The following is a 15,128-nucleotide window of genomic DNA, read 5'->3' as shown; positions in this document are numbered from 1 at the left end:
TGGTGTTATTCGCTAAGCCTACTTCCGTAATCTTCTTCAAAAACTTTCTTTTTAGAAACTCGTTCTTGTAAATATTGGAAAATTGCAAACAATGCAGGAATGAACAAAACACCGAAAATAGTTCCTATTAACATCCCTCCGATTGCTCCAATACCAATAGACTGGTTACCTATTGCACCAGCACCACTTGCATTTGCTAAAGGTAGCAAACCAAAGATGAAGGCAAAGGACGTCATCAAAATAGGACGTATCCTTTGTTTTGCTCCTGTGACTGCTGCTCGACCTATAGAAAAACCTTTCTTACGCGCATCTAAAGCAAATTCTACAATCAAAATTGCATTTTTTGCCAAAAGTCCAATCAACATAATAAGGGAAATCTGGGTGTAAATGTTATTTGATTTTCCAATCCAGCTAGAGAAAATCATCGCTCCTGCTAAACCAACTGGCAATGATAACATTACTGCAAATGGTAGCAAATAACTCTCATACTGTGCAGCCAATAAGAAATAAACAAATACACAACATAATATGAAAATAATTATCGTCTGACTTCCGGAGTTAACCTCTTCTCTTGTCAATCCAGAAAACTCATACCCATAACCTTTTGGCAAAGTTTCGGCAGCAACTTGTTTAACAACATCAATTGCGTCACCAGAGCTATAACCTGCGTTAGGCGTACCATTGACCCCAACAGATGTAAAGAGGTTAAACCTACCAATAGCTTGTGGACCATATACTTTTTTGGTTGTTACAAAACGGCTTAAAGGTGCCATAACGCCATTTTGATTACGAACCATCATCGAATTTAAGTTTTCTAAACTTTGGCGATGCTCCGCTGGTGCTTGATAAATTACACGATATTGTTTTCCAAATAAGTTAACATTAGAAGAATATACTCCTCCAAAATAACCTTGCATCACCGACAAAATATCATTCACAGAGAAACCTGCAGCTTTAGCTGTCGGCACATCAATATCCACCATATATTGTGGGTAATTAGGATTAAATGATGTAAATGCATTTTGGATTTCTGGTCTTTCTTTCAGCGTATTGATAAAATCATTGCTGACCTTGGTAAGGTCTTCTATACTTCCTCCCTTCTGATCCTGAACTTGGAATTCGAAACCTGCTGCATTACCAAAACCTTGCAAAGTTGGACGTCCGAAGAATACCAATTTCGCATCTTTAATACCAGCAGTTAGTTGATATAATCTTGCGATCAAAGCTTGTGTACTTTCTTCTTTAGATTTACGTTCTGCCCAAGGTTTTAATTTTAAAATTAACATCCCGTTATTACTACCTACACCAGACATCATCCCTCGTCCAGACACTTTCAGAACATGTGCAATTTCTGGTTGTTTTTTCACAATAGCTTCCAGCTCGTCCATAACGGCTTGCGTACGAACTTCATTAGCTCCTAAAGGCAATGATATATCCGCCATAACACCCCCCATATCCTCGGAAGGTACAAAAGATTTGGGTGTTGTATTCATCAAGTAAACAAAGATGGCAGTAAAGGCAGCAAGTCCTAAGCCTGTAATCCATTTTTTCCGAACTAAAAATAATACCCATTTTGAATAACGTTTTACAAATGCATCAAAAATGGTATTAAAATATAGGAAAAATCGCTCCATAATATTCATTTTCTTTTCCTCATGTGAGTGAGGTTTTAAGAAAATAGCACATAATGCAGGGCTCAATGTTAATGCATTAACCGCTGATAATACGATTGAAATTGCTAGTGTCAAACCAAATTGCTTGTAGAAAACTCCTGTAGAACCAGTAATAAAACTTACTGGGACAAACACCGCAGACATTACCAAAGTAATACTGATAATCGCGCCACTAATCTCGCCCATCGCATTAATCGATGCCCGAAGTGGAGATGTTTCCCCTTGTTCCATTTTACTATGTACGGCTTCCACCACCACAATGGCATCATCGACAACAATACCAACTGCCAGGATTAAAGCAAACAAGGTCAATAGGTTAATGGTAAAACCAAAAACATTTAAGAAGAAAAATGTTCCAATAATCGCCACTGGTACGGCAATAGCCGGAATTAATGTTGAGCGCCAATCTTGCAAGAAAATGAATACAACAATAAATACCAAAATAAAAGCTTCAATTAGGGTGTGAACAACTTTTTCTATTGAGGCGTCCAAAAACTCGTTAGCATTAATAAGTGTTGTCCATTTTATACCATTTGGGAAGCTTTTTTCTGCTTCTGTTAATACAGCGAGTGTTTGGTCAATAACATCTTGTGCGTTAGAACCTGCCGTTTGCGAAATAGCAATACCGATACTCGGGTTACCATCTGTAAAACTTTTCCCAGTATAATCTTGTGCTCCTAGTTCAATTTTAGCAACATCTTTTAGACGAAGAACTTGTCCATTTTCAGTACTTTTTAAAACGATATTTTCGAATTCTGGAATTTCTGTCAAACGTCCTTTATATTTTAAAGTGTATCTGAAACTTGTATTGGCCTCATCGCCCAAACTACCAGGTGCTGCTTCAATATTTTGGTCAGCTAAAACAGCATTAATATCGGAAGGAACCAAACTGTAGGCAGCCATCTTTTGTGGATCTAACCAAATTCTTATGGAGTAATCTTTTGTTCCGAAAACTGTAGCATCACCTACACCAGGCACCCTTTTAATCTGTGGAATAATATTAATATTCGCAAAGTTTTGTATAAAAGTTTGATCGAATTGTGGATTCTCGCTGTATAAAGAGAAAATCAACACATTGGAACTTTGTCGTTTAACAACGGTAACCCCAGCTTGCGTTACCTCACGAGGAAGCAAACTATTCGCTCTAGAAACTCTATTTTGTACGTTAACCGCAGCGATATCTGGATCGATCCCTTGTTTAAAATATACTGTTACAGATCCGGATCCATCATTGGTTGCTGAAGATGTCATATACGTCATCCCTTCAACACCGTTAATTTGCTCTTCTAGTGGGACAATAACACTTTTGAGAATGACATCTGCATTGGCTCCCATATAATTAGCATTAACCACCACTGTAGGTGGTGCAATGTCTGGATACTGCGCTACTGGCAATGTTACAATACCCAATACTCCCAAAATCACGATAATGATGGAAATTACCGTGGAAAGTACGGGGCGTTCTATGAATTTTTTAAACATAAATCTTATATAAAAATCAGAAAAATCTCGTATTAATTAGTTTTTAAAACCGTTTGAAGATTGGTTTCCTTGGGTATAACCTCGGTATCATCTTTCAAAATACCAATCCCTTGTACTACAATTTTATCTCCATTTTTCAGTCCTGATTCTACAGCGTAAGTCACTCCGTCCGCCAATTCAGTTACTTTTATTTCTTGAGATTTCACTTTATTATTTGCACCGATTACATAAACAAAAATTTTACCTTGAAGCTCAAAAGTTGCTTTTTGAGGAACTATGATAACATCTTCCAAATTGTTAGGCAAAATAATTGTCGCGCTGTATCCACTTCTCAACAATCCTTGTGGATTAGGAAAAGTAGCACGCATACTGAAAGATCCCGTATTAGGATCGACCAATCCACTAATGGATTCTAATTTCCCCTTTTCGTTATAAATACTTCCATCTGAAAGACGCAAAGTAATAAGTGGCGTATTTTTAATTTTCTCTTGAATAGATGCGCCAGGAGAATGCTTTAAAAAGTTAAGTTGATCTTTCTCGTTAATTGAGAAATAAGCAAATATTTTGGAAATATTAGAAACCGTCGTCAAAGGCTGAGACGTGCTTGCGCTAACATAACTACCCGCTTTTAGAGGAAGTGTTCCTACAACCCCCGAAACTGGACTTGTAATTATCGTATAGCCTTGATTAACTTTAGCGTTGGTTAATTGCGCTTCTTGTTCTGCAAGACTGGCCTGAGCTGCTTTCAAATTAAGTTGTGCTGCTTGCAATTCGTAAGCGGAAACAATTTTACGATCCACCAAAGGCTTTGTTTTGGTAACCTGCATCTGCGCAGTTGCCACAGCTGCTTGCGCACTATTAACTGAAGCCTGTGCTACACGTACGAATTGCTCGTACTGAGGATTTCGGATACGGAAGAGATGCTGTCCTCTACTTACCATTTGTCCTTCGTCAACATAAAGATTTTCTATAAATCCATCGATTTTTGGACGAATTTCAACATTTTCCACACCTTCTAGCCTAGCTGGATATTCTGTATGATTGTCGGCAGCACCAGATTTCGCCACAATATATTCATAGGGTTGCGGTTTCACTTCCTTTTGACCATCTTGTTTTTTTTCTTTTGAACAAGATGCTAACATCAATGCTGAAGTCATCATCAGTATCGAAATTCTTCTCATAAATACATAAAATTAAATGATTCGCTAAAATAGAGTTTTAAAACCAAACAAATGATTGATTTATATCAATAAAAACGATTAAAGATAATAGATAAAATGCATAGAATAACATCTTAAAACAAGGTTTAACGTTTACTTAACAAAAAAAATCCGAAAGTTTATGCCTTTCGGATTATTGGTAAAATTTCATTTTTATTGAGTCCAAATCGGATTTGGTCATACTCAGAAAATTGTTGTGAATAAAAGTTGACTTCAGCTTCAAAACCCACACTTTTAAGTCTTTCAAAATAATCCATCCCATACCAACGGACATGATCGTATTGCCCAAAATGCTTTTGCTTTTCTTTGGGATCTGTTATTGAAAAATCCTCATACGTTTTCTCCAAGCTATTTTTCATAGGGACTTGTACAATTCCCCAACCGCCTTTTTTCATCACGCGATACAATTCTGACATCGCTTTGCGGTCATCAACAATATGCTCTAAAACATGATTACAAATGATAACATCAAAACTATTATCCTCAAATGGTAAATCTAAAATATCAGCTTTTACGTCTACAATTGGAGAATACAAATCCGCAGAAGTATAATCCAAATTGTTCATCTTTTTGAAACGGCGAAGAAACTCTTGCTCTGGTGCGATATGTAAAACCTTAAAAGAGTCAGAAAAAAAGCTTGTTTCATTTTTAAGATACAACCACATTTGACGATGTCTTTCCAAAGAAAGTGTACCTGGCGAAAGCGCATTCTCTCTTTGTTTTCCATAACCATAAGGCAAAAACTTCCTATAAGATTTTCCATCTATAGGATCTGTAAAACGGTCCCCTTTGAAAATTTGATAAATAAGCGGGCGAGCCAAAATACTTAGCTGTATAAGCATTGGCCTTGGCAGTTTGTTAAGAAGAAATTTTGCAACTTTTTTCAAAGGCTACATGTCTATATTTTACTTTAAATAAATTTCATAACAACATGTAATACAATTATTATTAAGGTTTATCTAAAATTGATTTTAAATTTAAAAATCTAATTGAAAAGCTTTTTCCTCATCCGACTTTATTCCTAAAGCCTCGTAAATATATTGATAAGTTGATAGCAAAACAGGTTTACCTTTTATAATACATACATCATGTTCGAAGTGTGCTGAAGGCAAATTATCAAGTGTTGTCACTGTCCAACCATCATCATGGAATTTTACTTTTTCTGTTCCTAGATTTGTCATCGGTTCAATCGCTAAAGCAATACCATCTTTCAGAACTTTTCCACTTCCTTTTTTTCCATAATTAGGCACTTGTGGATCTTCATGCATTTTTCGACCTAAGCCATGCCCCACCAACTCGCGAACTACGCCATAACCTTCTTTTTCACAATGCACCTGAATTGCATTAGCAATATCGCCAACACGTTTTCCACGAATACATTGTTCGATACCTTTATACAAAGATTCTTTGGTGACACGAAGTAGTTTTCTAACTTCTGGTGCGACTTCTCCTACTTCGAAAGTATAGGCATGATCGCCATAAAAATCGTTCATAAAAACGCCACAATCAACAGATAAAATATCGCCATCTTTTAAAGGTTCATCATTTGGGATACCATGCACCACTTGATCATTGGGTGAAATACACAAATTTTTAGGAAAACCATACATTCCTAAAAAAGCGGGATAACCGCCATTGTCACGTATAAATTCACCACCAAGTTTGTCCAAATAATTGGTCGTAACTCCTGGTTTTATTTCTTTCGCTAACATACCCAAAGTCTTGGAAACCAATTGGGCACTTTCTTTCATTAGTCGAAGTTCTTCTATTGTTTTTAACTGTATCATGATATAAAAAAAATTAAAATGCTGATTAAAAAAACCAGCATTTATAATGTTTGTCTAGGCCTCTTACCAAAAAAGGCCTTTCTTTTTTTCTTTTTTCATTTTAGAATAAGCATGTACTTCGCCTCCCGCTACCTGGAATTCGATACGCTCTTTCACGATTTGATAAACTTCTCCCCAACCTGGAAAACCACCTAAGTTGCGGTCATCGATGAACAAATCGGCATCAATTTTTCTACTTTGGGTTTCAGAATCAAAAACTTCGCCTTCGAAGCTTGAGTTAACAGCATAAAACTCTAATCCATTTTTTCTACAAAACTCCACTGCTTCATCCAAAGTTTTACCATGGCGATATGTCCAAAGTATCAATCTATAACCTTCTGATTGTAATTTCTTCAAGGTATCAAAAGCGAAAATTTTAGCTTTTCCAATTCCTGGATAAGCGTCATCTACGATTGTACCATCAAAATCAATTGCCAATTTTTTGTTGTTAATCATCATTATTTCAAAGCTTAAAAAGTATGCAAATATAAGAATTTTTAAGAAGTTATATTTGATTTTATAAAAACAAAATCCAGCACTAATACGACTGGATTTTTATGATATGTAAATTACAAATTAACTTTTCACCCATTTAAAACTATATTCTCTATCTGGCGTGCTGATACGATCTGTAATGCGTTGTAATCTAGATGGTAACTTCATCAGATAATCTCTGGCTTTTTCTGCAGACTCATTAAGCCCTGTAATACCATCAATCTTCCAGTCTACTAATAGATCTTTCAAAATATCAATGTAATCTTGCGCTGTGTAAACCATGCAACGCTGTGCAGCATCTGAGAAATGCTCCCAAAGTTCGCCTGCTTTTTGTCCAGACTCTCTCATCAAGTGCGCGGGCATTACGATTTTCTTTTTCATCATATCTTCAAAAGCCAGCATCATTTCGCTAGGATCCAATTCAAAGATTTTCTCTACAAAATGCTTGTAGGCTTTAGCATGTCTTGCCTCATCTGCAGCGATAACGCCGCACATTTTAGCCAATTTGACATTACCTGTTTGTTTTGCTAAAGTCCCTACACGACGGTGCGAAATATTAGTCGCTGTTTCTTGAAAACTTGTGTACACAAAATTTCTGTAAGGATCCATACTGGTCTGAAGATCAAAACCATCATTTATCAAATAATGCGTTGTAACTTCCATTTCGCGCATATTGACACGTCCACAGAGATAAAGATATTTACCAAGCAAATCGCCATGACGATTCTCCTCGGCAGTCCATGCACGCACCCATTGTGACCAACCTACTCTTTCTTCTTGGTTAATCCCATCGATTCCCATAATCCAAGATTCGTAGCTAGGAAGTGCTTCTTCTGTTATACAGTCGCCAATAAGTGTTACAAAAAGATCATAAGGCATCTCATGAGCAAAAGTCTGCAACTCATCGAGCTGATCTTTGAAATCGGCACTAGAAGTGTCTGGCAAAAAATCCGATGGTTGCCATATTTTCTCAATTGGTGTTAAAAATTTCGAGATAAAGCTCGACATTTCAACCTCCAAATTTTTCATTACTTCTTTTCTTACCAATTCAGCGTACATCAATTATTTAATTTTAAGTTTTTGCAAATTTAACAATATTATGCATAAGATAATACTGGTTTTTTATATTTTTATTATTTTACTAATGAGAAACAAGACTATCCCCTGTCATTATCTCTGGTTTAACAACATTCATCACACTTAGAATTGTTGGAGCAACATCACCAAGTTTGCCAGGTTTTAAGTTCCAAGTATGGTCTTTATCCATTACAATGAAAGGAACCAAATTGGTCGTATGTTGCGTGTTTGGCGATCCGTCGTTATTTATCATAATATCGGAATTTCCATGATCCGCAAGGATAAACACCGCATAACCATGTTCGTAAGCCATAGTTGCCACTTTTTCAATGCAAGAATCTACAACTTCCGCTGCTTTAACCGCTGCTTCAAAAACACCTGTATGTCCTACCATATCGGTATTCGCAAAATTAAGACAAATAAAATCAGCTGTTTCGTATTCTAATTCTGGGAGAATAGCGTTTGTAATATCGTAAGCGGACATCTCTGGTTTCAGATCATAAGTTGCCACATCTTTTGGACTTGGACAAAGCAAACGTTTTTCACCATCGAATTCTTTCTCGCGCCCTCCGGAAAAGAAGAAAGTTACATGCGGATACTTTTCGGTTTCTGCAATTCGAATTTGAGTTTTTCCTGCGCGTTCCAAAACTTCGCCCATCGTATTTTCTAAAACATTTTCATCAAAAACAACGTCAACATTTTGGAAAGTTTTATCATAATTGGTTAAGGTAATATATTTTAAATCCAACTTGTGCATGTCATAATCAGGAAAATCTTGCTGAGACAATACTTCGGTAATTTCGCGACCTCTATCGGTTCTGAAATTGAAACAAATTACAACATCTCCTTCTTCAATCATTGCGATAGGCAGTCCATTTTGGATACAAACGATTGGTTTAATAAACTCATCTGAAACTTCATTAAGATATGACTGTTCTATCGCTTCCAAAGGATTTTTTGTTTCTTGTCCTCTTCCTTTTACTAAAAGATCGTAAGCCAATTTAACACGCTCCCAACGTTTGTCGCGGTCCATGGCATAATAACGCCCAATAACAGAAGCCAAGCGGCCTGTAGATAATTTCATGTGATCCAAAAGTTCTTTGACAAAACCTAATCCAGAATGCGGATCGCAGTCGCGGCCATCGGTAAAAGCATGTACAAAAACATTTTTTTCTAAACCGAAATTATGTGCTGCAGTCAAAAGTGCCTTTAGGTGATTAATGTGAGAATGCACACCGCCATTGGAAACCAAACCTATAAAATGCACTTTCTTAAAGTTAACTTTCGCGTATTCAAAAGCATCTTGAATTTCTTTTTGAATTCCTAAAGTTCCGTTTTCTACAGCCATATTAAGCTTCACCAGATTCTGATACACCACGCGACCAGCACCCAAATTCATATGTCCCACTTCAGAATTTCCCATTTGTCCAGCTGGCAAACCAACGGCAAGACCGCTAGCTTCCAAAGTTGTGTTGGGGAAGTTTTTCAGACAACTATCGATAAAAGGTGTTTTGGCTTTTGCAATTGCAGAAACTTCTGGATTTGTCCCCAAACCCCAACCATCCAAGATGGCAAGTAAAGCTTTTTTTGACATGATTTCGAAAATTTTTCTCTCTACAAATTTAGAAAATAAGCAGTTAGAATTCTAGTAAAATTAATGTTTTTAGTATTGATATTTTCGTTATCTTTAAAACCTTTTTCTAAAATCAAAAAATTATGGATCTTAGAGACCAACTTAAGAATCTTTTTCCCGATCACGAAGAACAAGATTTTATAATGCCAGAGGAAAAATTTGAGCAAAAAGAAGCCCTTATTTGTAAGTTCGAAAAAAAGGGCAGAAATGGAAAACCAGTCACCTTAATCGAAGGTTTTGAAGGAAGTGAAGAAGAACTAAAAGTAATTTCTAAAAAAATTAAAACGACCTTAGGAATCGGTGGTTCGGAAAAAGATGGCGTCATCATTATCCAAGGTGATAAGCGTGATAAGATTATGACTATTTTAAAAGAAATGGGTTACAAAACCAAACGTGTAGGAGGATAATCAATAAAAACCTTACGTAACAATAAAAATAATTTAATTAATAAATAAAAATAATATGCTTAATAAACTTGCAGCTTCGGAGCTAGTTCTTAATGACGACGGAAGTGTTTATCACCTTAATCTTTTACCAGAAGATATCGCTGACAAAATTTTGTTAGTTGGAGATCCCGATCGTGTCCCACGTGTTTCAAAATATTTTGATACTATCGAGGTTAAAAAAAATAAACGCGAATTCTACACCCACACAGGAACACTTCGCGGCGAAAGAATTACAGTAATGTCAACAGGTATCGGGACAGAAAACATCGATATCGTGATGAACGAATTGGACGCTTTGGTAAACATCGATCTGAAAGCCAAAGAATTTAAAACCGAACACAAAACACTTCAACTTTTCCGTATGGGGACTTGTGGTAGCGTTAATCCAGACATCCAAGTGGATAATCTTTTGGTAAGCGAAAATGTTGTTGGTCTTGATGGGCTAATGCATTTCTACAGCGATTATAAATTTGAAAACGATTTTAGTAAGAACTTTTTAGAAAACTTTCCTTACGCGAATATCAAGCCGATGTTGTATTTCGCAGATTGTGCTCCAGAATTATTAGAACTTTATAAAGATGCAAAATACTTCGGTAACACGGCAACTTTCCCAGGATTCTATGCACCACAAGGACGCCAACTGCGTCTGAAAGCTTTGGACGATCAATTCTTGGAAAAACTAAATGACCTTGGCGTTGCTAACTTCGAAATGGAAACATCTGCAATCTATGGACTTTCTAAACTTCTGGGACACAAAGCCATTACAGTGAACTGTGTCATCGCCAACAGAAGACGTGGCGAATTCGCAGCAGATCACCACGCATCAGAAAAAATGATGATCGAATGGGTACTGGAACGTGTTATAAAATAAGACTGTTATAATTAAAACGCGCGGAACAAAAATTTTTGTTCCGCGCGTTTTGTTTTCAGCCAAGTCCAAAATAAAGGATGTTGCTTGCGCTTATATCAATTTGTTTTCGGCTGCAATCCTGACCAGCTCGATCATATTTTTTGCTTTGAATTTTTGCAAAAGATTCCTACGATGCGTTTCTACAGTAATAATGGATATAAATAAATTATCGGCAATTTCGGCAGAAGTTTTTCCCATAGCTACAGCTTGCAAAATCTGTTGTTCGCGTTTGGTGAGTCTTGGTAATTCAAAATTATTAGACGAAGAATGCAACATAATCTCTTGCACTTCTTTACTTAAAGCCAAATTACCGTTTAATGCATTATTAATACAATTTGTTATTTCTTTTGCATCTGCATTTTTAAGAATATAGCCACTTCCGCCATTTTCTAAAAAACGAAAAATAATGCTTCTTTCCGCCTGATTGCTTATGGCGATGATATGGGTTTGGGGTGATTTCTGTTTGATACTTTTACAAAAATCCAAACCGCTTCCATCGTTTAAAACAATATCCAGCAAAACAACATCAATTTTATTTTCTTGGATAAAATCCAAAATAGCCAATCCTTTGGTAAAAGAAAAAATCTGAAATTTTTCATCTTTTTCCAAAAGCGATTTCAATCCTTCCAAAATCATGGGATGATCGTCAACTATCGCTAAATTCAAAATAGTTTTATTACACATTACATTCAACATTTATGGTGGTTCCTTCCCCTTTAGAGGAAATAATATCGACGGTCCCGTTGATCAATCGTACGCGGTTTTCCATATTTTTAAGACCTAATCCATAAACAATTTCGGACTTTTCGAATCCAATTCCGTCATCTTCAATAGTTAGATTAAGTATGTTTTCATTTTGGCTTATTTGCACAATAACATTATTAGCTTGTGCATATTTTATAATATTACTAATGCTTTCTTGCGCAATGCGATAAAACACCAACTGAACTTGAAACGGAATGTTATCTGACAGATTAAACGACTCAAACTGAATAGAAAAATGTTTGTGACTCATCGACTCACAAAGTTCTTTAATCGCTATTTCTAAACCTAAGTTTTTTAAAGTTTCGGGCATTAGATTTCGGGAGATTCGTCGCATTTCAGAAATAGACTTATCGATTTTTTCATAAATGTTTGTTGATTTTTCTGGATCTAATGCTGCGATGGACATTCTTATATTAGCAAGCATTCCGCCCATGCTATCATGCAAATCTTGCGCGATGCGTTGTCGTTCTTGCTCTTCGCCTTGTAAGACGGCTTGTGTGGCTTCATACTTTCTTTCATTTTCAATATGTAAAAGATCTTGTTGATGCCCAATATTGATTTGATGGTTTAATTTCTGTTGTTTTCTATAGGTCAGATAAATTAGAAACGCGATAATGATACTCAATCCCAAAGCAGTTGCTAAAATACTTATACGCAGATTTTTGTTATTTGCGATCAATTCGTTTTCTTTTTTCTCGAGTTCGAGTCTTTTAATTTTTTGTTTTCTATCGGCCGTTTGGTGCAAGATTTCGAGTTCGTTCATTTTCTCCAGTAGTTTTTTTTCTTGCAAACTATCATTCAAAGCGCTCGACTTTTTCATCCATTCATAAGCTTGTTTATAATCTCCCAATACATTATTAACAGCCGCCAGTTGCGTATAGGTAATCTTTCGGTTAACCGCTTCTTTGCTCAAGATATTTTCTTTCAGAATATATTCTAATTGCGACTTGGCTTTATGATAATCTTTTTGCATCAAATAAACATTATACATCCGAAAATACAGCATGTGCAACAATTTGGGCTGATTATTAGCTTTGGCTAATTTTGCACCTTTATCCAAACTTGCCAATGCCTTGTGATAATCCTGAATGGTTGTAAAATACATGGCTTCCTGATAATAATAGTTGGAATAATGTTGAGAGTTTGGGTAGGATTTTATAATATCTTTTGCTTTATCCAAATACATCTTAGCCGATTTACTATCTGGTTTGTAACAATAATTACTAACAAGATTGAGATAAGTAAGCAAATGAATTGTATTGGGCGTTGTTATTTTCGCCAATTGTTCCAAAGCTTTTTTATGATATTCTTCTGCTTTAGAAAACTGTGCAACAGACATAAAACTTAATCCTAACTTCGTATAAGAGTATGCCAACAACTCAATATTCCCAGACTTTTTGCTCAACGGAATACAGCGTTCTGTCAAAGTTTTAACCATAAAATCATAACCTTTTTCTTCAACCTGTAGATAGGCAAAATGATACAAAGCTTTTATTAACAAATCTGTGTTTTTCGTGTCTTTCTCCAACAGATTTATTGCATTTTCATAATGTTTTTTAGCTTTAGCCTTATCGTTTTGATGCGAATAAAAAATGGCTTGATAATATTCTAAAACACCTTTAGATAAAGATTCTTTTAGCGGAATTGAAAATACAACATTAAGTGCTTGCCTGCTTTTTATGCTATCTCTTTGTGCCCAATATTCAGAAAGCAAGAGATGATTTTGTAATCGGATGCTATCATTTTTAGCAGTTTCGATATTAATATTTATTTGTTTTAAATAATTCGATTCGTCTAGCGGAATTAATTCTTGTGCCTGCAGCTTATTAAAAACCAGAAAAACACCAATGAAAAAGAATATCTTTTTGAACATTCATACCTATTTATGTTACAAATATCCAAATAAAAAAAACGCTATTCCAAAAAATACAAAAATTCATGGTAAACCATTAGAAATAAAATCATAGTTAATTACGATTGTCTTTAAATTAATAATAATTGAATTTTGCTAAACATATAACAAAATATAAAAGTTATGAATAAAGTAAGTTCAAAAATTGCAATGCTAAGTGTTTTATCAACATTAACTTTCGGAACAATCGCGACCAGCTGTAGCAAAGACGAAGAAAGACATGATGAAGTTGTAACAACAAAAATTGACGAAGCTGTCGGAACCTATAAAGGGAAATTGACATCCCCCAATCTTGATGATTATGAACATTTCGATGTTGTAATGTATGTTACAAAAGTGGACGATCAACATTTAAAAGTTACAGCCAAAACTGGAGAAGCTTATTCTACTGTGACGTCCAAAACTTTTAAAGTAGAAAATTTATACAATGGAGACATCCACAATGTAAGCGGAATTTTAGAAGGTTATTTTTGGTACACAAAAGAGGTTAAAACACTCGAAATGGGGACACAAAAACAATCTGCTACAGATGTAACTTTTTATTTTGATGGCGTGAAACAATAGTTTTAAGTTTTTGATTTTAAAAAAGTAAATACAGTATCAAAAAAATCCCTGGACATATCTAATGTAAAACATGAGAAAAATAAAACTTTTGCTCGCTTCCGCTGTCTTGATAATCTCTTGTGACAAAACCGCCAAAGAAATTAAAAACACAGAAATAATGCGTGATGACATTGCTGTTAAAGAAAAAACAATTGAGACAACAGAAAATTTTAATATTGAAGATATTCCGTTTTCAAATGCTGACTTAGGTGATTTTCCTTTCTTTACTTTGCCCAAAACTTTGGTCGCTGGGAAAAGTCCAATGCAAAAAAAATTGGATGTTTGTTTTTTTCCTATAAACGCTGTAATGACGCCTTTTGAAGGTCAACTTTACAAAGCAAATATCGGCGCAGAACGAGGTGAAGAATTTTCGCAACGCTACTTTGAAAAAAGCATGGCCGACTATTTAACATCTATCGGCGCGGTCAAAATTTTTGATGGTGAAATTACCAAAGAAGAATACGAACGTTACAACAAACAAGATCCAAACAAAGGTGGAACTGGAGACATCGGTTATTGGGATGAGCCTATTAAATTTTATGTCATTCGAAGTCAAGAAAAAGGCAATATTTATGTTCAGTATTCTTCCAATAATGCTGGCGCCAAGCTTAACATTTTGCAAGAAGAAACCTTTGTGCAAACGATGACAAAAGTTAGTGCAGATGACATTGCAAAAGACTTATCCGAAAAAGGAAAATCGGTACTTTACATTAATTTTGAAACCGACAAAGCCCATCTTTCTACAGAAGGTCAAGATGTAGTAAAGCAAATAAGTGAAGCGCTTAAAAATAATACATCTTTAAAAATAGCCATAGAAGGACATACCGACAATACTGGCGACGCCACACGCAACAAAAAATTATCAGAAGATCGCGCCAATGCAGTTTTAACCAATTTGATAAAACAAGGTATAGAAGAATCGCGATTATCTGCTAAAGGTTTCGGAACAGAAAAACCTTTGGTGGCTAACGATTCCGAGAGCAACAAAGCTAAAAACCGCAGAGTAGAATTAATAAAAATAGATTAAGTACAATAAGCTGTTTCTTCAAACTAAGGAACAGCTTATTCTATCAAAACTTAATGAAA

The 15,128-nt window shown here is 35.5% G+C and carries 13 protein-coding genes; 4 read left to right on the top strand and 9 right to left on the bottom strand.

Annotated features, from left to right (window positions below; translation table 11 throughout):
* Nucleotides 1-5 precede the first annotated feature (5 nt).
* The 7 genes from G6R40_RS01490 to gpmI form a co-directional block, all read right to left on the bottom strand.
* Nucleotides 6-3,155 carry an efflux RND transporter permease subunit gene (locus G6R40_RS01490; protein ID WP_165130882.1) on the bottom strand — a complete coding sequence of 1,050 codons (3,150 nt, stop codon included), beginning with the start codon at nt 3,153-3,155 and terminating at the stop codon, nt 6-8.
* Between the two features lie 32 nt (nt 3,156-3,187).
* Complete coding sequence (locus tag G6R40_RS01485) at nt 3,188-4,336, bottom strand: efflux RND transporter periplasmic adaptor subunit (RefSeq protein ID WP_228455892.1); 1,149 nt, start codon at nt 4,334-4,336, stop codon at nt 3,188-3,190.
* Between the two features lie 158 nt (nt 4,337-4,494).
* Complete coding sequence (locus G6R40_RS01480) at nt 4,495-5,262, bottom strand: class I SAM-dependent methyltransferase (RefSeq protein WP_165130880.1); 768 nt, start codon at nt 5,260-5,262, stop codon at nt 4,495-4,497.
* 90 nt (nt 5,263-5,352) lie between these two features.
* Nucleotides 5,353-6,162, bottom strand: a complete 810-nt coding sequence (gene map / locus G6R40_RS01475; RefSeq protein WP_165130878.1) for a type I methionyl aminopeptidase — start codon at nt 6,160-6,162, stop codon at nt 5,353-5,355.
* A 63-nt stretch (nt 6,163-6,225) separates the two neighbouring features.
* Nucleotides 6,226-6,657, bottom strand: coding sequence for a BT0820 family HAD-type phosphatase (locus G6R40_RS01470; RefSeq protein ID WP_165137464.1), 432 nt, complete (start codon nt 6,655-6,657; stop codon nt 6,226-6,228).
* A 120-nt stretch (nt 6,658-6,777) separates the two neighbouring features.
* Nucleotides 6,778-7,755, bottom strand: coding sequence for an acyl-ACP desaturase (locus G6R40_RS01465; RefSeq protein ID WP_165130876.1), 978 nt, complete (start codon nt 7,753-7,755; stop codon nt 6,778-6,780).
* Nucleotides 7,756-7,837: 82 nt separating this feature from the next.
* Nucleotides 7,838-9,367: a 2,3-bisphosphoglycerate-independent phosphoglycerate mutase gene (gene gpmI, locus G6R40_RS01460; RefSeq protein ID WP_165130874.1), complete on the bottom strand. Its 1,530-nt coding sequence runs from the start codon at nt 9,365-9,367 to the stop codon at nt 7,838-7,840.
* A 122-nt stretch (nt 9,368-9,489) separates the two neighbouring features.
* On the opposite strand from gpmI, the gene G6R40_RS01455 reads away from it, so the two are divergent.
* Nucleotides 9,490-9,813, top strand: coding sequence for a translation initiation factor (locus tag G6R40_RS01455; RefSeq protein ID WP_165130872.1), 324 nt, complete (start codon nt 9,490-9,492; stop codon nt 9,811-9,813).
* A 55-nt stretch (nt 9,814-9,868) separates the two neighbouring features.
* On the top strand, nt 9,869-10,723 hold the full coding sequence (locus tag G6R40_RS01450; protein WP_165130870.1) for a nucleoside phosphorylase: 855 nt from the start codon (nt 9,869-9,871) through the stop codon (nt 10,721-10,723).
* A 90-nt stretch (nt 10,724-10,813) separates the two neighbouring features.
* Here the strand turns inward: G6R40_RS01450 and G6R40_RS01445 are convergent, their stop codons facing one another.
* On the bottom strand, nt 10,814-11,428 hold the full coding sequence (locus G6R40_RS01445; protein WP_228455891.1) for a response regulator: 615 nt from the start codon (nt 11,426-11,428) through the stop codon (nt 10,814-10,816).
* 10 nt (nt 11,429-11,438) lie between these two features.
* Nucleotides 11,439-13,400 carry an ATP-binding protein gene (locus tag G6R40_RS01440; RefSeq protein ID WP_165130866.1) on the bottom strand — a complete coding sequence of 654 codons (1,962 nt, stop codon included), beginning with the start codon at nt 13,398-13,400 and terminating at the stop codon, nt 11,439-11,441.
* A gap of 162 nt (nt 13,401-13,562) precedes the next feature.
* Here G6R40_RS01440 and G6R40_RS01435 point away from each other — a divergent pair, with 162 nt between their 5' ends.
* Nucleotides 13,563-14,003 (top strand): hypothetical protein, encoded by a 441-nt coding sequence (locus G6R40_RS01435; protein ID WP_165130864.1) that lies wholly within the window; start codon nt 13,563-13,565, stop codon nt 14,001-14,003.
* Nucleotides 14,004-14,073: 70 nt separating this feature from the next.
* Nucleotides 14,074-15,069, top strand: coding sequence for an OmpA family protein (locus tag G6R40_RS01430; RefSeq protein ID WP_165130862.1), 996 nt, complete (start codon nt 14,074-14,076; stop codon nt 15,067-15,069).
* The last annotated feature ends 59 nt before the right edge of the window (nt 15,070-15,128 follow it).

The organism is Chryseobacterium sp. POL2 (assembly GCF_011058315.1).
In the GTDB taxonomy this organism is placed as follows: Bacteria; Bacteroidota; Bacteroidia; order Flavobacteriales; family Weeksellaceae; genus Soonwooa.
The sequence above is the reverse complement of the archived record's forward strand: the minus strand, read 5'-3'. Positions and strand labels throughout refer to the sequence as shown.

What these genes read in the sequence shown, in the direction of transcription:
- G6R40_RS01490 (WP_165130882.1), bottom strand. Translation starts at nt 3,155, where the DNA reads ATGTTTAAAAAATTCATAGAACGCCCCGTACTTTCCACGGTAATTTCC.
- G6R40_RS01485 (WP_228455892.1), bottom strand. Translation starts at nt 4,336, where the DNA reads ATGAGAAGAATTTCGATACTGATGATGACTTCAGCATTGATGTTAGCA.
- map (WP_165130878.1), bottom strand. Translation starts at nt 6,162, where the DNA reads ATGATACAGTTAAAAACAATAGAAGAACTTCGACTAATGAAAGAAAGT.
- G6R40_RS01470 (WP_165137464.1), bottom strand. Translation starts at nt 6,657, where the DNA reads ATGATTAACAACAAAAAATTGGCAATTGATTTTGATGGTACAATCGTA.
- G6R40_RS01465 (WP_165130876.1), bottom strand. Translation starts at nt 7,755, where the DNA reads ATGTACGCTGAATTGGTAAGAAAAGAAGTAATGAAAAATTTGGAGGTT.
- gpmI (WP_165130874.1), bottom strand. Translation starts at nt 9,367, where the DNA reads ATGTCAAAAAAAGCTTTACTTGCCATCTTGGATGGTTGGGGTTTGGGG.
- G6R40_RS01455 (WP_165130872.1), top strand. Translation starts at nt 9,490, where the DNA reads ATGGATCTTAGAGACCAACTTAAGAATCTTTTTCCCGATCACGAAGAA.
- G6R40_RS01450 (WP_165130870.1), top strand. Translation starts at nt 9,869, where the DNA reads ATGCTTAATAAACTTGCAGCTTCGGAGCTAGTTCTTAATGACGACGGA.
- G6R40_RS01440 (WP_165130866.1), bottom strand. Translation starts at nt 13,400, where the DNA reads ATGTTCAAAAAGATATTCTTTTTCATTGGTGTTTTTCTGGTTTTTAAT.
- G6R40_RS01435 (WP_165130864.1), top strand. Translation starts at nt 13,563, where the DNA reads ATGAATAAAGTAAGTTCAAAAATTGCAATGCTAAGTGTTTTATCAACA.
- G6R40_RS01430 (WP_165130862.1), top strand. Translation starts at nt 14,074, where the DNA reads ATGAGAAAAATAAAACTTTTGCTCGCTTCCGCTGTCTTGATAATCTCT.